The organism is Streptomyces sp. NPDC048191, from assembly GCF_040652655.1.
Classification (GTDB): domain Bacteria; phylum Actinomycetota; class Actinomycetes; order Streptomycetales; family Streptomycetaceae; genus Streptomyces.
This window is the reverse complement of the sequence record NZ_JBEZMO010000022.1, coordinates 111727-135086: the sequence shown is the minus strand read 5'-3', so window position 1 is coordinate 135086 and position 23360 is coordinate 111727. Positions and strand designations below refer to the sequence as shown.

Sequence of the window (23360 nt, the reverse complement as noted above, 5' to 3'; positions counted from 1 at the left end):
GAACTGCTCGTTCGACATGATCTGCAGGCCCGGCCGGGCCAGCTCGGCGCGCATGAGCAGCGCCATCACGCCGCCGATCAGGAAGAACGCGAACGCGGTGACCAAATAGAGCGTTCCGATCGTCTTGTGGTCGGTGGTCGTCAGCCACCGCACGGCGCGGCTGCCCCTGATGTCTCTGATCCTCTTCACGCCCCGCCTGTGTCCGCGCCCCGCCCACAGGTCACACTCGGCGGACGCGAGGAGCATCACGGAAGAAGGGTGTGACGATCCGGTCGGTGCCGGACACGAACGGGACATGAGCAACGACGAGATCTTCGCCGCTGCCTATCGCGAGCACTACTGGGCGGTCAGCCGCTATGTCGCGCGGCGGCTGCCCGGGCGGGCCGACGAGGTGGAGGAAGTGGTGGCGGAGGTGTTCACGGTCGCCTGGCGGCGCCGTCGCGACCTGCCGGAGGCGCCGCTGCCCTGGCTGTACGGGGTGGCCCGCAACTGCCTGGCGAACGCGGTACGCGGCCATGGGCGCCGGCGCCGGCTGGTGGACCGGCTGGGAAACGACGAGGCCGCGCACGGCCGGCACGTCGTGGACAGCCCGGACGCGGAGCCGCCCGGCGCCTGGGTGCACGAGGCCCTGGACCGGCTCTCCCCGGCCGACCGGGAGGTACTGCGCCTCGCGGCCTGGGAGGAACTCGACGCCGAGCAGATCGCGGTCGCCTTGGGCTGCGGCAGACGCGCGGCGGCGATGCGTCTGCACCGCGCCCGCCGCCGGCTGCGGACCGAGATCGACCGCATGGGCCCGGCCGGTCCGGCATCCGGCACACCGCCCCAACAGCGCACGCGCGGTACGGCGACGGCAGCCACGACACCCCCCGACGACCACTCGACTCCAGGCGTACCGACGGTCGGGCCACTGCCCGGGCACCCCGCGTCTCCACCTCCGGTGGGGCCCGACGGCGTGTCGTCGCCCGAGCAACGGTCGTGCGCCGATGTGTCCGGGGCGGGGGTGCCGGCCGTGCACCGCACACCGCACGGGTCCGCCACGACCGCCCCGCGGGCCGGGCAGCTGCCCGGTGTGAGTGGTCGGCCGGTCGGCTCCGCCCGGGCCGGCGACGATCCCACGGCCGGGGAGGGCGGGCCCGGCCGGCGGTCGTCGCAGTCCGCTTCCCTCGCCCCCGTCGTCGTATCCCTGAGCAAGGACCACCGCAATGCCTGATGAACTCGATCTGCTGCGTCGGGTCAACCCGGCGCCGGCACACGGCCCGTACTACGGCGACGGTCCGCTCGACCACGGCGCAGAGCGGCGGCTGGAGCTGCTGCTGGGCGAGGGCGAGGGCGAGAGCAGGCCCGCCCGGCTCCGCACTCCGCGTTCCCGGCTGTGGTGGGGCCTCGCCGCCACCACCGTAGTGCTGACCACCACGCTCACCGTGCTGCTCGGCGGCCCGGGCAGCCCGCCCGCCGTCGCGGCGCCGCGCCCGCTGGCCGTCCGCGCCCACTCCACGGCCGTACCGCTGGACCGGATGGAGGAACTGGCCGCAGCGGCCGCCGAGGACGGTTCGCCCGGTCTGCGCAAGGGCACCCATGTGCAGTCGTGGAGCCTCGGCATGAGTGACGACAAGCCGCCGGTCACCCTGCCCGAGGAGCGCGTGGTGCGGTGGAGCGCCGACGACAGCCACACCGAGCTCGTCGTGGCGACCGACCCGCGCCACCCGGGACGCCCGGTCCTCACCGACGAGGGCGACGCCCCGCGCCTGGTGGCGGACGGCCATGTGCTCAGCCGGACCACCTACCCGCCGAGCTGGAGCGACGCACCGCCCGAGGCGCGCCCCCCGCACGGTCCGGCCGCCCTGCGCGCCTACCTCGCCGAGACGGCCCGCACCGGCACCGGCTCCCTGTCCACGTCCGAACTCCTGGACGTCGTACCGGAGTTGCTGGACCACTGGACGCTCGGCGCCCGGGAGTCCGCGGCCCTTGTCCGGATCCTCGCGGACGCCAAGGGCCTGCGTCCCGCCGGGCAGGTGACGGACCGGCTCGGGCGTCCGGGGCAGGCGTACACGTACGACGGGCCGGGCGAGCGGCGGATGCTGATCCTCGATCCCCGTACCGGCGCCGTCCTCGGTCTCGAGACCACCTTCACCCGGGACGATCCCCGGTACGGGGTGAAGGCCGGGGACGTGATGGAGTACAGCGCCTGGATGCGCTGACCCCCATGCGCCCCGGTCCCTACGCGCCGAGCTGCCGGGCGGCGGCCTCCACGGTCTGCTCCAGCAGGGTGGCGATCGTCATCGGGCCGACACCGCCCGGCACCGGCGTGATCAGCGAGGCACGCTCCACGGCGGAGTCGAAGTCGACGTCGCCGACGTTCCCCGGGTTGTAGCCCGCGTCGATCACGACGGCGCCGGGCTTGACGTCCTGACCACGGATCAGCCGGGGCCGGCCCACGGCGGCGACGACGATGTCCGCCTCGCGGACCGCCGCCGACAGGTCGGCCGTCCGCGAGTGGCAGTACGTCACGGTCGCGTCCCGGGCCAGGAGCAGCATGCCCACCGGCTTGCCGAGGATCGCGCTGCGGCCCACGACCACGGCCCGCTTGCCGGCGGGGTCGACGCCGTACTCGTCCAGCAGCCGCAGGATGCCGCCGGGAGTGCAGGAGACGAAGCCGGGCAGACCGAAGCTCATCGTGGCGAAGGAGGCGAACGTGACGCCGTCGACGTCCTTCTCCGGCGCGATCGCCTCGAACGCGGCCCGCTCGTCGATGTGGTCGCCGACCGGGTGCTGGAGCAGGATGCCGTGCACCGCCGGGTCGGCCGACAACTCCCGTAGCGCGCCGACCAGTTCCTCCGTGGTCGTGGTGGCAGGCAGCGCCACGTGCCGGGACTCGATGCCGGCCTTGCGGCAGCGGTTCTGCTTCATGCGGACGTAGGTCACGGACGCCGGGTCCTCGCCGACCAGCACGGTCGCGAGGCAGGGCGCGGTACCGGTCCGTTCGCCGAGGAGGGCGGCCTTCTTCGCGGTGTCCTCGACGATGCGGCGGGCGAGGGCGGTGCCGTCCATGAGACGGGCCTGGGTCATGCTGCACACTCCTGGGCTGGATCGACTCTCTCGCCCAGCCGCGCGGCATCCACCACGGACCGCTCCCCGGTGGTACTCCACCTCAGCGCCAGTCACGGCCCGGGTACAGCGTAACCGAGCACCTCAGTCCCCGTTCGCGGAGTCCGTCACCAACGCGGCGGCCCCCCGCCGAGCCCCCGGCTGCCGCATCCGGTCCCGTCGCACCCGGCGTGGCCGGGCCCGGTGCTTTGCGGGTCAGGTGCCGTGAGATCCGGTGTCCGGGGGCCCGGGTGTGGGCGGCTCCGTGGTTCGCGGGACGGCCGGGGCGGGGGTTGGGGCGCCGAGGAGGGCGGTGGCGGGTCCGGTGCTCGGCGGCCGGGTGTGATCGGGTCGCCGCCCGGCTGATGACCCTCGCCCGGCACGGCGCGCAGGCCCGCCGCGAGGTGCTGCACTCGGACGGCCTGAGGTACTGGCAGTACGCGGAGGTGCTGCTGATGCTGCGCAGGTCGGGGCCACCGTACGCGTGCGGCTCTCGACGCTCGCCGAGCGGCTGGGCCTGACCCGGGGGTGCGCTCTCGGCCCGGCTGGGACGAGGAGGCGGGGCTGATCACCCGTACCCACGAGACCGGTGACCGGCGGCGGGTACGGCTCCGGTTCACCGGGGCCGGCCATGCCGTGTTCGAAGCGCACGCGGCAGCGGAGGACGCGGGCGAAGACGCGCTGCTCTCAGCGCTGACCGAAGCAGAGCGGCGGACACCGGCCGACCTGTCGCGGAAGCCGGTGCCGGCTGCCGAGGGCGCACCCGGGGGATCCGTCCCAGGCTCGCCCGGGCCGAGAAGGTCCAGGTCAGACGGGAGGTGACCTGGACCCTCGCGCATCTCCTTCCGGCACCTGTCATGCGGGGCTGTGCCTACTCGTCCCAGGCCTGGATGATCAACTGGTCGGCTATCTTGCCGTCGCGCAACGTGATCATCGACTCGGCGAGGACGCGCGTGCCGTCCCCGTACTGGCATGACTCGCTGAACGCGGCGTGTTCGCCCTGCACGACGCACCGCTCCAGCTTGTGTGTCATGTCGCGGCTGTAGACGTCGTCCAGCAACTCGGCGATCTGGCCCCTGCCGCGCAGGACGGTGGGGTGACTGGGCTGGTTGTTGCGATCGACGATACGGATCTCCGCGTCGTCGGCGTAGAGCGACAGAAGGGTGTTCCCGGTGGTCCCTTCTATGCCCCGGCGCAGTGTGTCGACGTCGAAAGCGGAACCTGTCGCGGTGCCCATGGGTGACCTCCTTCGAGCGCCCGCGGCCCGGCGGGGCGCGGGCCGCACGGACTCCCACCCTTCGAGACTCCTCCGGCCCGGCGGTCACGGCAAGCGCACGCGGCGGTCTCCGCCTCACGAGTGAGGAACGGCCCCGGCCCGTGTCCGGACGGGGCCCGGCACCGTTGCTGAGGGCATGATCTCAACACGACGTATCGTCGCGGCCCTCGGCCTCGCCGCCGGGGTCACGGGCCTTGCCGCACCGGTGGCGAACGCGGCCGCCGTGAGCGCACCGCACACCGGGCAGATCAACCCCATGACCGTGGTCGACTCGCTCGCCGTCAGCGACATCCCCGCCGATCACAGGGCGAAGGTCCCGCGGGTCTCGGAGCAGATGCGGGCGGTGAACAAGGTCGGCCAGCTGAAACGGCTGAACGAACTGCACCAGGTCACCGACCCCGTGGCCCCGGTCACGGGGCTGCTGCCGGCCGTCGGGGCCTAGCCACCGGCGGCGCGCCGTCCCGGGCCGAGGGGCCCGGACGCCGGGGCCGTCGGCGGGTGTGCACAGGGCCGTCCCGCGGGGCGGCCCTCACTGCTGTGCGGCCCCCGAGCCGGAGCCCGGCCCCGAGCCCAGCAGCGCCCAGTCACGGGACAGCGCGAAGGCCGAGGGCGTGACGCCCGGCGGGCAGTCCGGGAGACAGGCCGGGAGCATGCGGGTGAGCCGGTCCCCGGAGCCCAGTTCCAGCCAGGTGCGGACGCCGTCGCGGTGGAGCACGCCGACGGTCTCCGCGAAACGCAGCGGCGCACGCCGCACCCAGTACTCCGGCTCGGCCGTCTCGGCGCCCACCGGGCGCGCGGTGAGGTCGGAGACGAGGGGCAGCAGCGGCGCGCGCGGGTGGAGCGTGGCGAGGGTACGGCCGTAGGCGTCGAGGAGGCCGTCCGGGTGCGGGGAGTGCGCCGGGCCGCCCAGCAGCCGGGCGAGGGTACCCACCGCGTGACAGGCGTCCGCCAGGGAGAAGACACCCGCGGCGTACGCGGCGGCCATCCGCCCGGCCGCCTGCCCGAACACCACGTCCGGCCGGACTCCCCAGCTGTGCAGCAGCCGGTACTGCGCCACCTGGAGCGCGAAGACCGCCGGCCCGGAGAACGCCTCCCGGTCCAGCAGCGCGGCCGTACGCGAGTCGTCTCCGGCGAACATCACGCATTTCAGGGGAAGTTCGAGATACGGATCCAGGCGCGCGCAGATGTCGTCCAGCGCTTCGGCGAACACCGGGAATGCGTCCCGGAGTTCACATCCCGTGCCGGGGCGCGGTGCGGTGCAGGCCGAGAAAAGGAATGCGGTACGTCCATTGCGGCCGTCGAGAGACATGCCCCCATTGAGGCACGCCCGGTTCCGTGCACACACCAGGCAAACTCCCGCACCCAGCAAAAAGATTGCCATCATGGAATGACGTTATTCGGTCACATTCTTACCGGAGAGCGAGTAATTCTTACTGAGTGGCTCGTGCTTCTCGCCGGGGCACGCCGGCCCGGCCCATTTCGCCCGGCGGCCGGAAAGATCCGCGACGACCGCCGTGGTCCGCCCCGCCACCGATCGGTCGCGCGTAGTGTCTGCGGGGAAGGTCATCGAGGAAGGGGTCGGACCATGGCGCAGGAAGTGCGCGGCGTGATCGCACCGGGGAAGGACGAGCCCGTACGGGTCGAGACGATCGTGGTGCCGGATCCCGGGCCCGGCGAAGCCGTGGTGCGCGTCCAGGCCTGCGGTGTCTGCCACACCGACCTGCACTACAAGCAGGGCGGCATCTCGGACGACTTCCCCTTCCTGCTCGGTCACGAGGCCGCCGGGGTGGTGGAGTCGGTCGGCGAGGGCGTCACCGACGTCGCACCGGGCGACTTCGTCGTCCTCAACTGGCGTGCGGTGTGCGGCGCCTGCCGGGCCTGTCTGCGCGGCCGGCCCTGGTACTGCTTCAACACGCACAACGCCCGGCAGCGGATGAGCCTCGCCGCCACCGGGCAGGAACTGTCCCCGGCTCTCGGCATCGGCGCGTTCGCCGAGAAGACACTCGTCGCCGCCGGCCAGTGCACCAAGGTCGACCCGGCAGTCTCCCCGGCGGTCGCCGGCCTGCTGGGCTGCGGCGTCATGGCCGGCATCGGCGCGGCGATCAACACGGGCGCGGTCGGCCGGGGCGACTCCGTCGCGGTCATCGGGTGCGGCGGCGTCGGTGACGCGGCCGTCGCGGGGGCGAACCTCGCGGGCGCGGCGAAGATCATCGCCGTGGACATCGACGACCGCAAGCTGGACAAGGCCCGCACCCTGGGCGCCACCCACACCGTCAACTCCAAGGACACCGACCCGGTCGCGGCGATCCGCGAGCTGACCGGCGGCTTCGGCGCCGACGTCGTCATCGAGGCCGTCGGCCGCCCGGAGACGTACCAGCAGGCCTTCTACGCGCGCGACCTCGCCGGCACCGTCGTCCTCGTCGGTGTCCCCACCCCCGAGATGAAGCTCGAACTGCCCCTGCTGGACGTCTTCGGCCGCGGCGGCGCCCTGAAGTCGAGCTGGTACGGCGACTGCCTGCCCTCCCGCGACTTCCCCATGCTGATCGACCTGCACCTGCAGGGCCGGCTGCCGCTCGACGCGTTCGTCACCGAGACCATCCAACTGGACGAGGTGGAGAAGGCGTTCGAGCGGATGCACCAGGGCGACGTGCTGCGCTCGGTGGTGGTGCTCTGATGACGGTACGCATCGAACGCCTCGTCACCTCCGGGCAGTTCAGCCTCGACGGCGGCACCTGGGACGTCGAGAACAACGTGTGGATCGTCGGCGACGAGCGGGAGGTGATCGTCATCGACGCCGCCCACGACGCCGAGGCCATCGCCCGCGCCGTCGACGACCGGCACCTGGTCGCCATCGTGTGCACCCACGCCCACAACGACCACGTCAACGCCGCGCCGGCACTCGCCGACCTGACCGGCGCCACCATCTGGCTGCACCCCGACGACCTGCCGCTGTGGAAGATGACCCACCCCGGCCGCGACCCCGACCGGCACCTGCTGGACGGCCAGGTCATCGAGGCGGCCGGGGCCGACCTGACCGTGCTCCACACCCCGGGCCACGCGCCCGGCGCCGTCTGCCTGTACGAACCCGGGCTAGGCACCGTCTTCACCGGGGACACCCTCTTCCAGGGCGGTCCGGGCGCCACCGGACGCACCTACTCCCACTTCCCGACGATCATCGACTCGATCCGCGACAAGCTCCTCACCCTCCCGCCGGAGACCAAGGTCCTCACCGGCCACGGCGACTCCACCACCATCGGCGCAGAGGCACCTCACCTGGAGGAGTGGATCAGGCGCGGACACTGAGACCGCGTCCGCAACACCGACAGAGGACGTCCGGCTTTCCCGTGACAGTGGACGGCGACAGCAGTCACCGCACACGGGAGGCCGGACATGCCAGGACCACTGCAGGACAAGGCGGCACTCGTCGCGGGCGCGCCCCGGGGCGCCGGCCGGGGCGGGGACCTGCGGCTCGCCGCGCGGGCGCGACCAGCCCGCCGCGGACCCGCGGCCGGCGACGGTCAGGCCTCTCCCGCCCCCATCGCCTTCCGCAGCCGCCCCAGCAGCGCCCGCGCCGCCGGCAGCATGGGTCCCTCCGACCGCCACGCCAGGGCCACCCGACCGCGGGCGCGGGGATCGGCGAGCCGCAGGGTGGCGAGTCCCGGCCGGGGCCCGAGGCCGGGCAGCACCGCGACGCCCAGGCCGCGAGCCGCCAGCCGGCCCAACGCGTCGGGGGTCGCCGCCTCGAACGCGATGTGCGGCCGGAAACCCGCCTCGGCGCACAGCCGTTCCAGGACACCGCGCATCCCGGTGCCGCGCGGCAGGCCGATCAGCCGGTGCCCGCGCAGGGCCGTCGGCGGCACGGCACCGGCCGCGTCGTACTCCAGGAACAGGGGGTGTCCGGGTACGGCGACCACGACCAGCGGCTCGTCGATCACCACGTGCTGATCGACACCGGGCGGCGGTGTCTCCTCCGTGACGCCCAGCACCGCCAGGTCCAGCTCGCCCCGGCGCAGTGCCGTGAGCATCCGGTCCGAGGTGTCCTCGGTAAGCGTGACCTCCACCCGGGGGTGTGCCTCGTGGAATTCCGCCAGCTGCCCGGCCACGTCGAAGGCGTGCGCGAGGGTGCCGGGGACGAGACCGACGGCCACCCGGCCGCGCAGCAGCCCGGTGTACTCCTCCACCGTCTGCCGCACCCCGTCGACCGCCGCGAGCGCGGCCCGCGCGTACGGCAGGACGGCCTCACCCACCTCCGTCGGCCGCACCGAGCGGCCCGAGCGGTCGAGCAACGGTTGCCCCAACTCACGTTCCAGCTGCCGTATCTGCGCACTCAGCCCGGGCTGGGCCAGATGCAGCCGCTCGGCGGCACGGGTGAACCCGCCCTCCTCCACCACCGTCACCAAGTACCGCAGCTGCCGCAGCTCCATAACGGATCATGCTAGATGGCAGACGGATCATGTCTTGGACTTCCGGTCGGACGGTCAACATCCTGGAGACATGGGTAAATCACCGGACACCGCGGCCCTGAGGACCGCCATCGCCGCCGAACGACGTGAACTGGCCGATCTCTTCGAGGCGTTGACCCCGGCCCAGTGGGACGCGCCCAGTCTGTGCAAGGGCTGGCGGGTGCGCGAGGTCGTGGCGCACATGTCGATGGGCTTCCGTCACCGGACCGGCCAGGTGCTGTGGGAGCTGGTCAGGGCGCGCGGCAGTCTGCACCGCATGACCGACCGGCTCGCCCGTCGCGACGCGGCCGCCCATGCGGACGCCGCACTCGCCGGATTTCTGCGCACCCATGCCCACCATCCGTGGAAGCCCCCCGTCGGCGGCCTCGCCGCGGCCCTCGGTCATGACGTCGTGCACGGCCTCGACGTCACCGTCGCCCTCGGTCTGGACCGCGAGGTGCCCGGTGACCGGCTGCGCATCCTCCTCGACGCCGTCGATCCGCGCGCCTTCCGCGTCTTCGGCACCGACCTCACCGGCGTACGGCTGTGCGCGGACGACCTGGACTGGTCCTTCGGCTCGGGAGCGCCCCTGTACGGCCGCGGGCAGGACCTGTTGCTGGTCGCCTACGGTCGCGGACTTCCCGCGGGCCGGCTGCGCGGCGACGAAGTTCACCGTTTCGTCACAGCCTGACCGGAACCACAACCCCCGTGCTCCCGCGCGGGTCTAGTAGTCGGGAATCGCGGGAACATCGCGCAGGGGAGCCCCGGGGCAGGCCCTGGGCGACAAGGGGAGAAGAGGTTGCACATGGGGGACATACGCAGACACGGCGTCGTCGCGCTGGGCGTCACGGGACTGGTGGCGCCGCTCGCGCTCGCCGTCACCGCGGTGCCGGCCCAGGCGGTCACGAACTGCACCACGCAGGCAGGGCCGTACCAGAAGCAGGTGGAGGAGTTCCTCGGCCGGCCGGTGGACGGCAAGCAGTCCGCCGCCGACTGCAAGGCCATCAAGGCCTTCCAGGACAAGCACGGCATCACGCCCGACATCGGCTACGCCGGTCCCGTCACCTGGGGCGTGATGGACCTGATGAACAAGCAGAAGGCCGTCGGGAAGAACCCGAACAAGGACGGCAAGTGCCCGGTGAACAAGGGCCGGATCGCCTGTGTGAACCTCACGCTCCAGCTCAGCTGGATCCAGGACGGCAGGAAGCTCGTCCACGGGCCGGTCCCCGTGCGCACCGGCCGCAAGGGCTACGCCACCCGCACCGGCCTGAAGAAGATCTACTGGCGGGACATCGACCACGTCTCGACCGTCTACAACGTGCCGATGCCCTACAGCCAGTTCTTCGACGGCGGCCAGGCCTTCCACTCGGTGGGCCTGAGCATGTGGAACCCGCCGGGCTCGCACGGCTGCGTCAACATGACGACCAAGGACGCCAAGGCGTACTGGTCGCTGCTGAAGACGGGCGACGACGTCTTCGTCTACGGCCGCAAGCCGGGCACCTGAGCGGCACCTGAGCCGTCGCCGCCCGGCCCGTCACTCCTGCGGCGCGTCCCCGAAGTCGGGGATGTCCAGCCGGACGCCGCCCTGCCGCGCCGACTCGTGCGCGATGATGCCCGGCAGGGTGTAGCGGGCGGCGACCCACGCGTTCACCGAGGGCAGCGTACGGGTGTTGACCGCGGTCACGAAGTCGTCCACGAGGAAGTGGTGGCTGCCCTCGTGGCCGTTGTGCAGATGGTCGAACTCCCGCGGCAGCCCCGACCGGTCGTGGACCGGCGCCGAACCGGAGGTGAAGGCCGCACGCAGCTCCGGCGCGATGTGCGCGAGGGACGGGTCGTCCGGAGCCAGCGTCGGCTTGGGCTCCAGCAGTTCGCTGATGTCCTTCACCCCGTTCTTGTCCTGCCACAGCGCCACCGTCGCCAGCTGCTCCATGCTGGCCTCCGTACCGAAGAAGCGGAACCGGGACTCGCGGATGTGCGAGGGATAGCCGACCCGCCGGAACTCGTTCGTGCGGAACGATCCGCCGCCCGCCACCTCGAACAGCGCGGTCGCGTTGGACACGTCGTTGTCGAACCGGCTGACCGAACGATCGAAGACGCCGTCGCCGCGACCGTCCCGCACCCCGATCGCCGACACGCTCACCGCGTGGGTCCGCCAGGCCCCGAGCACCCCGCCCACCGAGTGCGTCGGGTACAGCAGCGGCGGATAGCTGGCGGTCGCCTTCCAGTCCTTGCCGCCGCTGTACTGGTAGGCCTCGTAGAAGCCCAGGTCCATGTCGTGGACGTAGTCGCCCTCGGCGTAGAAGAGCCTTCCGAAGGCGCCCTGGGCGATCTGGTTGCGGGCGTGCACGGTCGCCGGGTTGTACTGGCTGGTCTCACCCATCATGTACGTCAGTCCGGTCGTCCGGACCGCGTCGATGATCGCCGATATCTCCTCGGTGGTGATCGCCATGGGTACGGCGGAGTAGACGTGCTTGCCCGCGCCCAGGCCCTGCAGGACCAGCGGCCCGTGCGTCCAGCGCTGGGTGAAGACGGCGACCGCGTCGACCGCCGCCGACTCCAGCATGGCCTCGTAGGACGGGAAGGTGCCGGCGAGGCCCTGTGCGGCGGCGAGCCGCTCGGCCCGCTCGGGCAGCAGGTCGGTGACGTAGACGTCACGGACGCCGGGATGGGCCTGGAACAGTGTGGCGAACTGGCCGGAGAACTGGCCGGCGCCGACGATGCCGAGGGAGAAGGTCATGCCCATTACTTTTGAGGCGGAACAATCCAGTCGTCAAGGGGCGGGCGGGAGGCTTCTTTCTCGCGTCCGACACGCGATATGGTGAGCTGCTTACTTCTGAGGCGGAAAAAAAGGAGAGGGTCGGGTCCATGACCAACTGGCTGCCGCTGAGCCCCGCCGAGCGCTCGGTGGCGATCCAGGTGCTCGTGCACGGGCCGCTGTCCCGCACCGAGCTGGCCCGGCGGCTCGGGCTCTCCCAGGGCAGTCTCACCCGGCTGACCAAGCCGCTCCTGGATTCCGGGCTGCTGGCCGAGGCGCCCGAGACGGCCGGTCCGGCCCAGGCGCGTCAGGGCCGTCCGTCGCGGCCGCTCGACGTTGTGGCCGACGCCCGCTCCTTCCTGGGCTTCAAGATCACCGGCGACATGGTCTACGGCGTCGCCACCACCCTGCGCAGCGAGGTGACCGCACGACTCGACCGCCCGCTCACCACGCGCGAACCGGAGGCCGTCGCCGCGCTGGTCGCCGAGATGGCGGCCACCCTGGCCGAGGGGCGCCCCGCCCTCGCGGGCATCGGCATCGGTGTGGGCGGCCTGGTGCGCGAGCGGGCGGTGGTCGCCGAGTCCCCGTTCCTCGGCTGGCGCGACGTGCCGCTCGCCACACTGGTACGGGAGCGCACCGGTCTGCCGGTCGTGGTGGAGAACGACGTGGCCGCCCTGGTCGAGGCCGAGACCTGGTTCGGGGCGGGCCGGGGGCTCGACCGGTTCGCCGTCCTGACCATCGGGGCCGGCATCGGCTACGGGCTGGTGCTCGGCGGCCGTCGCGTGCCGTTCGCCGAGGACGGCCGCGGTTTTGGCCGGCACTGGATCATCGACCCGAACGGTCCGCTCACCCCCGCCGGAGAACGCGGCAGTGCCGTGTCCCTGCTCACCATCCCCAGCATCGAGTACCAGATCCGCGCCGCCACCGGCCGTGACACCACCTACGAGGAGATCCTCAGCGGTGCCGCCGGGGGTGAGCCCATGGCCGCCCGGGTGATCGGCGAGGCCGCCCGCGCCCTCGGGGTTCTGATCGCGCAGATCGCCAACTTCGCGATGCCGCAGAAGATCCTCCTCGCCGGGGAGGGTGTCGGCATCATGGATGTGGCCGGGAACACGGTCCACGAGACCGTCCGTGCCCACCGGCACCCGCACGCCGACCCGGTCGCCCTGGAGACGAAGATCTCCGACTTCCACGACTGGGCGCGCGGCGCAGCCGTGCTGGCGATCCAGGTGCTCGTGCTCGGTGAGTCCCTGGTGTGAACTCCCGCCCCTGGCTTGACACATTGACGTGATGAGTGCCACGTCCGTAATGCCCGTATCGCGTGTACTTACTCACAGCGCCTTCACCTCGCTCGGCATATGCTTCACAGCATGTCCACCACTGTTGAAGCCGCCCCCGAGCGCTCGGCCGCGGAGGTCAACGAGGAGATCAGGGCCCTGTGGCGCCGGTCGGGCGGGACACTGACCACCGAGCAGCGCGCGGAGTACCAGCGCCTCGTGATGGAGTGGGCCGCCGCGACCCCGCCGTCGCAGCGGGCGGCCTGACCGACCTCGCGCGGACCGCGCCGTATCGCCACCGAATCGTCCAGGGCACCCGTGAGCGCACGGGTGCCCTTCTCTCGTCGTAGGCGCCGGGGCGCGCCCTCCTCTCGTCAGCCCCAGGTCGCCGAGTAGTACCGCTGATAGGCCTTGCGGTCCTGCTCGGCCCGGATGTAGCGGGTCGCGACGAGCGCGATCAGGCTGCCCGCGACGACCAGCAGCCCCGGACCCACGTTACGGGTGTCCGTCAGCCGCGCCAGCAGCGTCTGTCCCTGGGCTCCCGTCACCGGTGCCGAGGAACCCGGCGAGGCCGCGCTCGGTGTGACCGCGCCCTGTGCGGCCGAGCCGGACGGCGCGGGGGAGGGGGCCGCGCTCCCGGCGGCTCCGCCGGCGTTCTGCGCCGCGACGATGAGCTTGACGTTCAGCGCCGCCAGCGCCCGCGTCACCGGCTGGAAGAACGTCGTCCCGCCCGCCGTGCAGTCACCACTGCCGCCCGAGGTCACACCGAGCGCGATCCCGTCGGAGAAGAGCGGCCCGCCGCTGTCGCCGGGTTCGGCGCACACGGTGGTCTGGATGAGGCCGGTGACGGTCCCCTCCGGGTAGTTGACCGTCGCGTTCAGCGCGGTGACCTGGCCGTCGTGCAGACCGCTCGTGCTGCCGCTGCGGAACACCCGCTGACCCACCGCCGCATCGGCGACCCCGGTGATCCGCACCCCGTTGCCGCCGCCGATCGCGACGACGTCGGCGCCGTCACCGGCCTTGCCGGAGGCGTACTGCACCAGGGAGAAGTCGTTGCCGGGGAAAGTGCTGCTCACCGTCCGGCCGAGCTGCTGGTTGCCCTGGTTGTCGGCGAACCAGGTGGATCCCGCGGGGCCGCAGTGACCGGCCGTGAGAATGAAGTCGCTCTGCCCGTTGGTGACGTTGAACCCCGCCGAGCAGCGGCCGCCGGTCGACAGGATCGGCTGGGCGCCGTTCAGCCGGGTGGTGAACGTTCCCTTCAGGCGCTCCATCCGCACGAAGCTGCCGATCCGCGCGGCGACTTGGCTCATCCGGGACCAGTCCCCGGCGGAGACCGTGCTGTCCGCGCTCACCACGACCCGGTTGGTGCGGTAGTCCACGGCCCATGCGGTGCCCGCGACCCGCGGTGCCGAACGCAGCGCGGCCGTGGCGGACTTGAGCTCGTCCATGCTGTGCGGGACGACCTTCGCCTCGGCTCCGGCGCGTCGTACCTCCCGCGCTGTGGCCTGGTCGGTGACCGCCACCACCGGCCGCCCGTCGGCGCCGATCCAGTCGCCCGCCGTCCGGGCCGTGCCGAGCCGCGCCACCAGACGGGCACCGGTGTTCCCGGCGCCGGTCGTGGCGGCGAGCGGTCTGGTGGCGGCCGGAGGCGTCTCGCTCGCCATGGCCGCCTGGGCGACCATGGCGCCGCCCAGGAGGAGTCCGCCGACCGCCGCCAGGCGTGTCACCCGCCTGACGATCCGTCGTCGTGCGTGCCGCATGCAGGGCTCCCGAAGCCGAACCGAACACGCGCCGCCCCGACCGGCGGCGGCGCGAGACCCTCGCGTCGTCGAGGGCCACCCCTCCATACGCACCCCACACCCCCGACGTTCACCAACCCCCCGATCCCCGCGGGCGCTTTGCTCGCCAGGGGTCCCCGCGGGGGAATCTGCTGTCCCGGGGTCCCCGCGGGGGGACTCTGCTGTCCCGGGGCCCCTGAGGGGATGGACGCAGGCCCTGCCGGGTTCCCGCAGGGCGGGGCTCGATGGCGCGGGGCTTCTGTGGGGCCGGTGCAGGCCCTGTCGGGTTCCTGCCGTTCGGGCCGTGCTGTTGGCGCTGCTCGCGGGGGATCTGCGTGCCGATGCAGCACAGGGCGGCTGGTGGACGGGCTGCGGGACGACGAACGGCTCCCCGGCCAGGCACGGGCCTCGGGGGGTCCCTGCCGACCGGACTCGACTCTCGCTGCGTTGCCAGGAGGACGGGCGCAGGCCTCGCGGGTCCCCGTAAGGCGGGGCTCAGGCCTTGCGGGGACCCGTATGACGGGGCTCAGGGCTTGCGGGCCACGCCGCCGAACATGGCGACCTCCGCCGGCTCGGTCCCTTGAGCGTCCTCCGGGCGCCAGCGCGAGCAGGACACGACACCGGGCTCCAGCAGCTCGAGACCGTCGAAGAACCGGGCCACGTCCGCGGGGGTGCGCTGGTTCAGCTTCGGCGTGCCGTGCTCGTTCCAGAACTTCACCGCCTCGTCCACGTCCGGCATCTCCGGATGGGTGACGGTGTGCGACAGCACCAGATGGCTTCCCGAGGGCAGCCGGTCGGTCAGGCGCCGTACCAGAGCGTACGGGTCCTCCTCGTCGCCGATGAAGATGACCACACCGAGCAGCATCAGCGCCACCGGCTCGCTGAAGTCCAGCGTCTTCGCAGCGTGTTCGAGGATCGCGTCGACGTTGCGCAGATCCTCGTCCAGATAGTCGGTGCGGCCCTCGGGCGTGCTCGTCAGCAGCGCACGCGCGTGCGCCAGGACCAGCGGGTCGTTGTCGACGTACACGATCCGCGACTCGGGCGCGACGCCCTGGGCGACCTCGTGCGTGTTGTCGGCCGTGGGCAGTCCGGTGCCGATGTCCAGGAACTGCCGGATGCCCACCTCGCCGACCAGGTGGCGCACCGCACGGCCGAGGAACAGCCGGTCGGCGCGCGCGTACTCCCCGATGCCCGGGTGCAGTTGACGTATCTGGTCGCCGGCCGCACGGTCGACCTCGTAGTTGTCCTTGCCGCCGAGCCAGTAGTTCCAGATCCGGGCCGTGTGCGGCTGGCTGGTGTTGATGCGCGCACGCAGCGACACGGCCACGTCGTCGGTGGCTGCCGGGTTGTCGGTCACGTGGGTCAGCTCCTGGATGCCGAGGAAAGCCTGATGAAATGGTGCACCGTGCAAGACGCAATCTAGACGCCCGAGTTGATCTCCGCCGCCCGCCCCGGGCTTTTCGGTCGTTCCCGTACCCCCCGCGGCCTCCTATCGTGAGCCGGATGATCCGCACCCCGCACCCCGCTTCCGGCGAACCCGACCCGCTGCGTGCCCTCGACCTGGAGCAGCTGCGCCGTCGTACCAGCATGAAATGGCGCACGTACCCGGCGGACGTGCTGCCGCTGTGGGTGGCCGAGATGGACGTGGCCCTCGCCGGGCCCGTCGTCCGCGCCGTCACCGCCGCCCTCGCCCTCGGCGACACCGGCTACCCCGCCGGCACCGCCTACGCCGAGGCGCTGGCCGCGTTCGCCGCCGCCCGCTGGACGTGGGACGGCATCGCCGTCGAGCGCACCGCGATCGTCCCGGACGTGATGCTCGGTGTGGTCGAGATGCTCAAACTGGTCACCGGGCCCGGCGATCCGGTGATCGTCAACCCGCCGGTGTACCCGCCGTTCTTCCAGTTCGTCACGCACATGGACCGCCGGGTGGTCGAAGCCCCGCTCGGCGCCGGCCTGCGCCTCGACCCGGCCGCCCTGGAGGAGGCGTTCCGGGCGGCGACCGCCGGTGCCGGCCGCGCCGCCTATCTGCTGTGCAGCCCGCACAACCCCACCGGCACCGTCCACACCGCCGGTGAACTGACCGCCGTCGCCGCCCTCGCCGAGCGCCACGGCGTCCGCGTCGTCGCCGACGAGATCCACGCCCCGCTCGTCGCCCCGGGCGTCACCTTCACGCCGTACCTGAGCATGCCCGGCGCCGAGAACGGCCTGTCGCTGATGTCGGCCTCCAAGGGCTGGAACCTGGCCGGCCTCAAGGCGGCCCTCGCCCTCGCCGGACCCGGGGCCGCCGCCGACCTCGCCCGCCTGCCCGAGGAGGTGAGTCACGGCCCCAGCCACGTCGGCGTCATCGCCCACACCGCCGCCCTGCGCGAGGCCACCGGCTGGCTGGACGCCCTGCTGGCCGGGCTGGACGAGAACCGGAGGCTGCTCGCCGCCCTGCTGGCCGAGCACCTGCCGGCGATCCGTCCGCATCCCGCCGAGGCCACCTGTCTCGCCTGGCTCGACTGCCGCGCCCTCGGCCTCGGCGACGATCCCGCGCAGGTCTTCCTCGACCGCGGCCGGGTCGCCCTCAGCTCCGGCCTGCCCTTCGGCACCGGTGGCGCGGGGTTCGTACGGCTGAACCTGGCGACCTCGCCCGGGATCCTCACCGAGGGGGTAGGGCGCATGGCGGCGGCCCTGGCGTGACCGGGCGAGCCCCTGAGCGGCCGGCCTCCTACACTGCCCGGCATGGACGACATGCGGCTGGACCGGTTCGGCACCGGCAAGTACCTGCTGGTGACCAGCTACCGCAAGAACGGCACCCCGGTCGCCACCCCGGTGTGGGTGGTGCGGGACGGTGACACCCTCGGTGTCTGGACGGCCGCCGACAGCTTCAAGGTCAAGCGGATCCGGCGCCGCCCCGACGTCCTCGTCGGCCCCTGCGACCTGCGCGGCAATCCCACCGGTGAGCAGGCGGCGGCCACCGCGGAGATCGTCGACGCGGCCACCACCGCCCGCTACCGGGAGCTCGTCGCCCGCAAGTACGGCATCGTCGGCCGCCTCACCCTGCTGGGCAGCCGGCTGCGGCGGGGACTGGACGGTACCGTCGGGATCCGGGTGACCCTCGCTGAATGAGGGCCACCCGCAACAGCCGTGCTACGACGCGTCCAGTACCGAACCGGACAGCACCAGCCCGTCCGGGAGCGGCTCGCCGGTGTCCATGTCGGTCTGCCGGAACCGCACCGGCTCCGCCGGCTCCGCCACCCGGTCCCCGAGCGTGGGCAGCGTGACGTCCGCACTCGTCCGCCCGGCCGGGACGTCGACGAACAGGTAGAGGCCGTCGACCTTGGACAGGGGCCGCTCCGGGTCGGGCTTCGCGCCGGCGGTGTCCCGCGGCCAGCGGGCCGGGACGTCCTTCGTGGAAAGCCCGGGCGCGGTGGCCGGCACCACGACGAACATCGTGCTCATGTCGGCATCGGCCGCCTCCGACAGGGACACCCGCCACGTCAGCGACCGCCCCTCGGTGACCCGGGCGGCGACGGGCGTGACGACGGTCATGGTCGGCGCCGGATATGGCCCGTCCGGCGGGTCGTGCGGCAAGCACCGGGCGCAGGACCGGCGTTGTGTCCGCCACGCGGGTCCTGGGGCAACGGCGGCCGGCGTCCGCCGAGGCGTGCGACCGGCCGGCGCGTGCCGGTCTCCGTCGCGGCCCGGCGGCCGATCGGCACGGCGAAGTGCGCGACCGTGACGTACGCCGGACCGTCACCGAACGGAACGGCGCGCTCGCTGTCGTCTCGGCGCCAGACGGGCCCTCAGGTCCAGGCGCTCCGGTACGACTCGTCCAGCAGTTGGAAGACCGGCTCGCCCCGCACCGGGTCCTGGGCGGTGGAGAGCCGGACCCGGTCGCCGCTGTGGATGCCGACCGGCGGACCCATGACCCGGCCCCGTACGACGAAACCCTCGGCCATCTCGATCAGCGAGACATTGCGCGCCGCGGGAGTGTTGCGGTGCACCACGGTGGAGTGCCGGACCGTGCCGACGCCCTCGCTGCGCTCCGTGCGCAGCTCGCTGCCCTGGCACACCGGACACAGGAGCCGGTGGTACATCGCGGTGCCGCACCAGGTGCACCGCTGGAAGACGATGGCGTCCCTGGAGTCCGCGGAGACGGGGTCGAGGACACCCGCCGCGGAACCGGCCGCCGGATGCGAGGCGTTTGCTGAGTAGTGGTACACGCTGGTCAACTCCCTGCGCTCGGCCGGAATCCCGCGTGTCCGGCGCGCACCGGGCACACGAGTGCGCGGCGGCCGTGCCACCGTGCACGCCGACAGAGTATGGCACTCAGTGTCACTCGTAAAGGCACTGCGTACCCCCAATGTGCGAGACGGAGCCATCTCAGCCGCGGCCGAGCGCCGCCTCCAGCTCCTGCACCACCCGCCACAGCGGCGCGTCCCGCCGGGAGACCAGCACCACCACGTCGTCCGGACGGCCCTCCTGCTCGCCGGCCGGCGGCGGGGCGATCCGGACCGGCGCCGTGGCCGGCCCGGTGGCGTGGCCGAACGTCTTCTGCACATACCCGAGCGCGTGGTCCAGGGCCGCGCCCGCATCGCCCAGGCCGTCCGAACGCAGCCAGGAGCGCAGGGCGTTGTTGTGCGCGGCGACGACCGCGGCCGCGACGACGTCGGCCCGCAGCGTCCCGTCGGGCCGGCCCGCGAACCGCTCGCGCAGATACTCGGCGAGCGCGCGCTCGTAGCGCCACACCACCGACAGCTCGTAGGCCCGCAGGCCCGGCACCTGCTTGGTCAGGCGGTAGCGCTGCACGGAGAACGTCGGGTTCTCCGCGTACATCCCCAGCACCAGCCGGGCCGCGTCGCACACCCGGCGCACCGGTTCCGCCCCCTCGTCGCTCGCGGCGAGGAAGGCGGTCATGTCGGCCAGGCACCGCTCGTGGTCGGGGAAGACCACGTCCTCCTTGGAAGGGAAATAGCGGAAGAACGAACGCCGGCCGACCCCGGCCAGGGCAACGATGTCGTCCACGGTGGTCTGCTCGTACCCGCGTTCCAGGAAGAGCCGGAAGGCCGCCGCGACGAGGGCCTCCCGCATCGGCGGCTTCGCGGCCGGTGCCGCGCTGCTGGAGCTCATGGAGGGGAACGTAGCACCCGGACGGGCAGCCTGACACTCAGTGCAGCTCGAGTGCACTCCTGGGGGAACTGAGTGCTGCGCGAGTCCCGCTGAACATCCCCTTCCGGGCACGGTCCAGGCCGCGATGTACGGACTGTACGGCTTCACGGTCGCCGGCCTCGTCGAGCACGGGGCTACGTCACGGGAGGTCGTTCGGGCTCACATCGTACGGAGGTCCGGGCCGGGGAAGGGAGTGTTCCTACCTCGACGTAACCTTTCTGCACCCACCGCCGACACGGCCCCCGAACCGATGCGGCCGCACCGCCCGAGGAGAGCCCGTATGCCCGCCGCCCGCCCCCGTCTGCTCTACGTCACCGACCTGGCGTACGAGGCCCGCGGGCGTCGCTACTGCGACGAGGACATCTTCCTCACCTCCCGGCTCCGGGCCCGCTTCGATCTCGCCCTGTGCCATCCGCTGGACGCCGAGGCGCTGATGGACGGCTACGACGCCGTGGTCGTCCGCAACAGCGGGCCCGTCCTCGGCTACCAGCGCGCGTACGACGCCTTCCGCATACGGGCACTCGACACCGGTGCCCGGGTGTACAACCCGCTCACCGGCAAGGCGGACATGGCGGGCAAGCGGTACCTGCTCGACCTGAGCGCCGCCGGCTTCCCCGTCATCCCGACGGTCGGCCGCGCCGAGGACCTGCACCTGCTCCCGGCCGCCGAGCGGTACGTGGTCAAGCCCATGCTCGGCGCCGACTCCCTCGGCCTCAGGATCGTGCCCCCCGGCCAGGTCGCCGCGCTCGCCACCGGCGACGTCCTGATCCAGCCCTGCGTCGACTTCGTCCACGAGGTGTCCTTCTACTTCGTGGACGACGACTTCCAGTACGCCCTCCACGCCCCCGACCCGGAGCGCCGCTGGGAGCTGCGGCCCTATGCGGCCACCGCCGCCGACCTGGAGTTCGCCCGGCGTTTCATCGACTGGAACGACCTCGGCCACGGCATCCAGCGCGTCGACGCCTGCCGCACCCGCGACGGCGGCCTCCTCCTGGTCGAGCTGGAGGACCTGAACCCCTATCTGTCCCTTCAGGCCCTGCCGGAGGAGGCCAGGGACGCCTTCGTCACCGCGTTCACGGCGTCCCTGGGCCGGTTCGTGCAGGGAGCGCTCAGCCCAGCCTGACCGTGACCTGCTGGGTGGCCCCGGCCGTGCCGGTGAGATCGCCGAAGGCCAGCGTCAGCGTGGAGCCGGTCGCGGCCGAGGTCAGCGTGGCCGGCGCGGACGTCACCGCGGTGACCGGCCGCCGCCAGGTCAGGGTGAGGCCCGTGCGCATGCGCATCGGATCGCTCACCGCGACCACGGCGGTGCCGTCGCCCCTCTCGCTGATCATCACGCACGCCGGAGCGCTCGCGGTGAGCGTTCCGACCGTTCCGCCGAACCAGAAGTTCACCCCGGTGAAGCCGAGTGAGCGCACGGCGACGCCCTGCTGCCCGTCGGTGTTGGCGAGCACCGTCAGCCAGTGCCGGTCCGCGGCCCGCGCCCTCGTCGCGGCCGCCGTGGCGCCCGGCAGCAGGAGGTAGGCGTACGACGCGTTCGCCGGGTCGGTGCCGTGATCGACGTACATCGTCAGGTACTCGCGGTTCAGGACGGTGGTCGAACCGGCCTTGTTGATCGTGCTCCAGCTGCCGTCGCGGGCCTCGCGCAGGGCCCGCACGGTCGCCCCGCCGGGGAAGACGTAGCCGCCGTGCCCGCCGAGGTGCGCCCAGCGCGCCCCGGTGAGCGTCGCCGACCAGGGGGAGGCGGCGGGCTCGACCGTGCCGTCGACGGTGAAGGGGGCGCCGCCGGTGGGGCCGAGGTTGCGGTTCTCCACGGTCGTCTCGACGGCCGCGCCGTCGGTGCAGGTGATGCCCGCGCCGAGGCAGACGACGGTGTCGTCCAGGAAGAACCACGACTTCTTCGCCACGAGCGTCGACTGCAGGCCCTTGAGGTACTGCCCGACGGCGGCCCGGTGCCCGTCCGTCGCCCCGCCCACCCAGTTCACGTCCGGCTTCGAGGCGCCCCAGTCCCCGCCGGCCGCGTCCGCCAGCGCCTTGCGCGAGACGGTCGTACCCGGCAGCCGGCAGGGGTCGACGGTGGGCCAGAAGGCGTCGCTGTACTGTCCGTTGGCGAAGGTGTCGCGCCACCAGTAGAGCATTCCGGACCCGGTGTGCCAGCCGCGCAGGTTCTCGCCGTTGCCGGTCTCGTAGTACGTGATCCGCTTGTCGGCCATGCTCAGCGCGGCCGCCCAGCCGGGTCTGCGGTGGGTGGCCCGTGCCATGGACGGGAACAGGCGGTGCCCCACCGGCTCGTCGACCGCCGTCACCGAGCCGTCGTCCTGAACCCCCTTGAGCCGGGCCAGGTGCGGCAGGCTCAGCACCGGGTCGGCGAGCGGCGGGCTGTAACGGTCGCGCTGCATCCAGCCCTTGACCAGCGCGCGCCAGCGGGCGTTCTCCGCCGTGCTCGCGCCCTGCCCGAGCAGGACGATCGAGGCCAGTATCGGATGGCCGCGAAGGTGGTCGTCCTGCTGGATGCGCCCGGGGTCCGCCGCCGAGAGCCCGCGGCTGATCGCCCGGCCCGCGACGCCGTCCATCACCAGGCCGTTGTAGAGGAACGGCGCCCAGGCGTGCTCCACCGCGTCGAACACGATCTGCCGGTCCGGGTCCGTCACCTCCCAGCCGGAGCCCGCCAGCAGCGCGAAGAGCAGACCCAGCCCGCCGAGCAGGACCGAGCCGTACGAGCCGGTGTACGGCACCGTGGTGTGCTGGATGAAGGAACCGTCGGCGTACAGGCCGTCGCCCGAGGTGACGTAGGGGAAGACGGGGGAGAGGGCGTCGCGGGCCAGCGCCACCTTGGCCGCGCTCGCCCCGACGACACCGCGCAGCGCCAGCACCCGGCACAGGTCGACCCGGTTCGCGCCCGTGCTCGTCCCGCTGTAGCTCGCCACCGCCGAGTCGGGCACGAAGTGGTCCACCGCGGCCAGGTAGCCGGCGAGCCGCGGGGCCGGCAGCGCCTCGTACATCAGCACGCACACGTCCAGCAGCGCCTGCGGGGCGCCGATCTGCCAGCTGTACCAGTTGCCGTACCGGGCCTGGGCCGCGTTGTAGACGTCGTCGTGGAGGTGGTCCAGGCCCGTCAGGATCGCGTCGCGCAGATCCGCGTCGCCGGTCAGGCCGGTGCCCGGCTGGCAGTAGGCCTGCGCGAGCGTGCTCAGCCTGGTGTAACTGGTGTTCATGTTGCCCGAGTAGACGTACGACTCCTGGTCGGTGTCCGGATCCGGGTCGGCGTAGACCAGGTCCGGCCACAGGGAGCCGGCGGCGGGAGCCATCGTGTCCCGGTACCGGCCCGCCGTCGTGCCCAGGTCGGCGAGCCGGCTCCGGAACGGCTCGGCGGCGGGGTCGAACCCCTCGCCGAGGATCAGGTCGCGCCACCTGGCCCGGAGCGTCGCGAACTCGTCCGGCGCCGAGAACGCCCGGGGGCCGAGACCCACGGCGACGGCGGTTCCCGTACAGACGGTCAGAAAACCACGGCGGGACCAAGGAGTCGTCATGACGGCGCTTTCTAGCATGCGCTTTCTCAAACGCTCAATGGTTCTTGCCGAGTTGAGCGTTCCGACC

Annotated in this window: 23 protein-coding genes, 2 pseudogenes and 1 riboswitch; of the genes and pseudogenes, 13 read left to right on the top strand and 12 right to left on the bottom strand. The window is 72.6% G+C overall.

All coding sequences use genetic code 11. From position 1 onward, the window contains the following. A pseudogene (locus AB0D93_RS29835) lies at nucleotides 1–189 on the bottom strand (cytochrome ubiquinol oxidase subunit I); the annotation flags it as partial. Between the two features lie 106 nt (nucleotides 190–295). Here AB0D93_RS29835 and AB0D93_RS29830 point away from each other — a divergent pair. Both AB0D93_RS29830 and AB0D93_RS29825 read left to right on the top strand, forming a co-directional pair. Next, a pseudogene (locus tag AB0D93_RS29830) lies at nucleotides 296–790 on the top strand (sigma-70 family RNA polymerase sigma factor); the annotation flags it as partial. A 412-nt stretch (nucleotides 791–1202) separates the two neighbouring features. After that, nucleotides 1203–2198 (top strand): CU044_5270 family protein, encoded by a 996-nt coding sequence (locus AB0D93_RS29825; RefSeq protein ID WP_362125709.1) that lies wholly within the window; start codon nucleotides 1203–1205, stop codon nucleotides 2196–2198. Nucleotides 2199–2217: 19 nt separating this feature from the next. Here the strand turns inward: AB0D93_RS29825 and AB0D93_RS29820 are convergent, their stop codons facing one another. Beyond that, nucleotides 2218–3066: a bifunctional 5,10-methylenetetrahydrofolate dehydrogenase/5,10-methenyltetrahydrofolate cyclohydrolase gene (locus AB0D93_RS29820; protein WP_362125706.1), complete on the bottom strand. Its 849-nt coding sequence runs from the start codon at nucleotides 3064–3066 to the stop codon at nucleotides 2218–2220. Between the two features lie 25 nt (nucleotides 3067–3091). Next, nucleotides 3092–3172: riboswitch (ZMP/ZTP riboswitch) on the bottom strand. Between the two features lie 277 nt (nucleotides 3173–3449). Here AB0D93_RS29820 and AB0D93_RS29815 point away from each other — a divergent pair. Further along, on the top strand, nucleotides 3450–3605 hold the full coding sequence (locus AB0D93_RS29815) for a hypothetical protein (RefSeq protein ID WP_362125703.1): 156 nt from the start codon (nucleotides 3450–3452) through the stop codon (nucleotides 3603–3605). Nucleotides 3606–3955: 350 nt separating this feature from the next. Here the strand turns inward: AB0D93_RS29815 and AB0D93_RS29810 are convergent, their stop codons facing one another. Further along, nucleotides 3956–4321, bottom strand: a complete 366-nt coding sequence (locus AB0D93_RS29810; protein WP_362125700.1) for a nuclear transport factor 2 family protein — start codon at nucleotides 4319–4321, stop codon at nucleotides 3956–3958. A gap of 175 nt (nucleotides 4322–4496) precedes the next feature. Between AB0D93_RS29810 and AB0D93_RS29805 the strand changes: the two genes are divergently transcribed. Continuing rightward, complete coding sequence (locus tag AB0D93_RS29805; RefSeq protein WP_362125697.1) at nucleotides 4497–4802, top strand: hypothetical protein; 306 nt, start codon at nucleotides 4497–4499, stop codon at nucleotides 4800–4802. 87 nt (nucleotides 4803–4889) lie between these two features. On the opposite strand, the gene AB0D93_RS29800 is transcribed toward AB0D93_RS29805, so the two are convergent. Continuing rightward, nucleotides 4890–5669, bottom strand: coding sequence for an acyltransferase domain-containing protein (locus AB0D93_RS29800; protein ID WP_362125694.1), 780 nt, complete (start codon nucleotides 5667–5669; stop codon nucleotides 4890–4892). Between the two features lie 276 nt (nucleotides 5670–5945). Here AB0D93_RS29800 and AB0D93_RS29795 point away from each other — a divergent pair, with 276 nt between their 5' ends. Then, nucleotides 5946–7034: an S-(hydroxymethyl)mycothiol dehydrogenase gene (locus AB0D93_RS29795; RefSeq protein ID WP_362125691.1), complete on the top strand. Its 1089-nt coding sequence runs from the start codon at nucleotides 5946–5948 to the stop codon at nucleotides 7032–7034. Continuing rightward, a complete protein-coding gene (locus tag AB0D93_RS29790) occupies nucleotides 7034–7663 on the top strand; it encodes an MBL fold metallo-hydrolase (protein ID WP_362125688.1) in 630 nt (209 codons plus the stop codon). The genes AB0D93_RS29795 and AB0D93_RS29790 overlap by 1 nt, the downstream gene beginning before the upstream one ends. Nucleotides 7664–7878: 215 nt before the next feature. On the opposite strand, the gene AB0D93_RS29785 is transcribed toward AB0D93_RS29790, so the two are convergent. After that, complete coding sequence (locus AB0D93_RS29785) at nucleotides 7879–8784, bottom strand: LysR substrate-binding domain-containing protein (RefSeq protein ID WP_362125686.1); 906 nt, start codon at nucleotides 8782–8784, stop codon at nucleotides 7879–7881. Between the two features lie 70 nt (nucleotides 8785–8854). On the opposite strand from AB0D93_RS29785, the gene AB0D93_RS29780 reads away from it, so the two are divergent. Continuing rightward, nucleotides 8855–9493: a maleylpyruvate isomerase family mycothiol-dependent enzyme gene (locus AB0D93_RS29780; RefSeq protein ID WP_362125683.1), complete on the top strand. Its 639-nt coding sequence runs from the start codon at nucleotides 8855–8857 to the stop codon at nucleotides 9491–9493. A gap of 114 nt (nucleotides 9494–9607) precedes the next feature. Next, nucleotides 9608–10306: a L,D-transpeptidase family protein gene (locus tag AB0D93_RS29775; RefSeq protein ID WP_362125680.1), complete on the top strand. Its 699-nt coding sequence runs from the start codon at nucleotides 9608–9610 to the stop codon at nucleotides 10304–10306. A gap of 30 nt (nucleotides 10307–10336) precedes the next feature. Here the strand turns inward: AB0D93_RS29775 and AB0D93_RS29770 are convergent, their stop codons facing one another. After that, nucleotides 10337–11539 (bottom strand): Gfo/Idh/MocA family oxidoreductase, encoded by a 1203-nt coding sequence (locus AB0D93_RS29770; protein WP_362125677.1) that lies wholly within the window; start codon nucleotides 11537–11539, stop codon nucleotides 10337–10339. Between the two features lie 128 nt (nucleotides 11540–11667). Here AB0D93_RS29770 and AB0D93_RS29765 point away from each other — a divergent pair, with 128 nt between their 5' ends. Beyond that, nucleotides 11668–12816 carry an ROK family transcriptional regulator gene (locus AB0D93_RS29765; RefSeq protein ID WP_362125673.1) on the top strand — a complete coding sequence of 383 codons (1149 nt, stop codon included), beginning with the start codon at nucleotides 11668–11670 and terminating at the stop codon, nucleotides 12814–12816. 99 nt (nucleotides 12817–12915) lie between these two features. Beyond that, the gene (locus AB0D93_RS29760; RefSeq protein WP_362125671.1) at nucleotides 12916–13101 is read left to right on the top strand and encodes a hypothetical protein; all 186 of its coding nucleotides are present in this window, start codon (nucleotides 12916–12918) and stop codon (nucleotides 13099–13101) included. Between the two features lie 107 nt (nucleotides 13102–13208). Here AB0D93_RS29760 and AB0D93_RS29755 read toward each other — a convergent pair whose 3' ends face one another. Beyond that, on the bottom strand, nucleotides 13209–14594 hold the full coding sequence (locus AB0D93_RS29755; RefSeq protein ID WP_362125668.1) for a S1 family peptidase: 1386 nt from the start codon (nucleotides 14592–14594) through the stop codon (nucleotides 13209–13211). Between the two features lie 544 nt (nucleotides 14595–15138). Next, nucleotides 15139–15969: an SAM-dependent methyltransferase gene (locus AB0D93_RS29750; protein ID WP_362125665.1), complete on the bottom strand. Its 831-nt coding sequence runs from the start codon at nucleotides 15967–15969 to the stop codon at nucleotides 15139–15141. 146 nt (nucleotides 15970–16115) lie between these two features. On the opposite strand from AB0D93_RS29750, the gene AB0D93_RS29745 reads away from it, so the two are divergent. Beyond that, nucleotides 16116–17294 (top strand): aminotransferase class I/II-fold pyridoxal phosphate-dependent enzyme, encoded by a 1179-nt coding sequence (locus tag AB0D93_RS29745; RefSeq protein ID WP_362125662.1) that lies wholly within the window; start codon nucleotides 16116–16118, stop codon nucleotides 17292–17294. A 42-nt stretch (nucleotides 17295–17336) separates the two neighbouring features. Beyond that, on the top strand, nucleotides 17337–17723 hold the full coding sequence (locus tag AB0D93_RS29740) for a PPOX class F420-dependent oxidoreductase (RefSeq protein WP_362125659.1): 387 nt from the start codon (nucleotides 17337–17339) through the stop codon (nucleotides 17721–17723). 21 nt (nucleotides 17724–17744) lie between these two features. Here AB0D93_RS29740 and AB0D93_RS29735 read toward each other — a convergent pair whose 3' ends face one another. The 3 genes from AB0D93_RS29735 to AB0D93_RS29725 form a co-directional block, all read right to left on the bottom strand. Then, nucleotides 17745–18146 carry a hypothetical protein gene (locus AB0D93_RS29735; RefSeq protein WP_362125656.1) on the bottom strand — a complete coding sequence of 134 codons (402 nt, stop codon included), beginning with the start codon at nucleotides 18144–18146 and terminating at the stop codon, nucleotides 17745–17747. 254 nt (nucleotides 18147–18400) lie between these two features. Then, a complete protein-coding gene (locus tag AB0D93_RS29730; protein ID WP_362125653.1) occupies nucleotides 18401–18820 on the bottom strand; it encodes a zinc ribbon domain-containing protein in 420 nt (139 codons plus the stop codon). A gap of 160 nt (nucleotides 18821–18980) precedes the next feature. Further along, nucleotides 18981–19727 carry a TetR family transcriptional regulator gene (locus AB0D93_RS29725; RefSeq protein WP_362125650.1) on the bottom strand — a complete coding sequence of 249 codons (747 nt, stop codon included), beginning with the start codon at nucleotides 19725–19727 and terminating at the stop codon, nucleotides 18981–18983. Between the two features lie 319 nt (nucleotides 19728–20046). Between AB0D93_RS29725 and AB0D93_RS29720 the strand changes: the two genes are divergently transcribed. Then, nucleotides 20047–20889, top strand: a complete 843-nt coding sequence (locus AB0D93_RS29720) for a hypothetical protein (protein WP_362125647.1) — start codon at nucleotides 20047–20049, stop codon at nucleotides 20887–20889. Here the strand turns inward: AB0D93_RS29720 and AB0D93_RS29715 are convergent. After that, nucleotides 20876–23293, bottom strand: coding sequence for a polysaccharide lyase 8 family protein (locus AB0D93_RS29715; RefSeq protein WP_362125644.1), 2418 nt, complete (start codon nucleotides 23291–23293; stop codon nucleotides 20876–20878). The genes AB0D93_RS29720 and AB0D93_RS29715 overlap by 14 nt on opposite strands. Nucleotides 23294–23360: the final 67 nt, after the last annotated feature.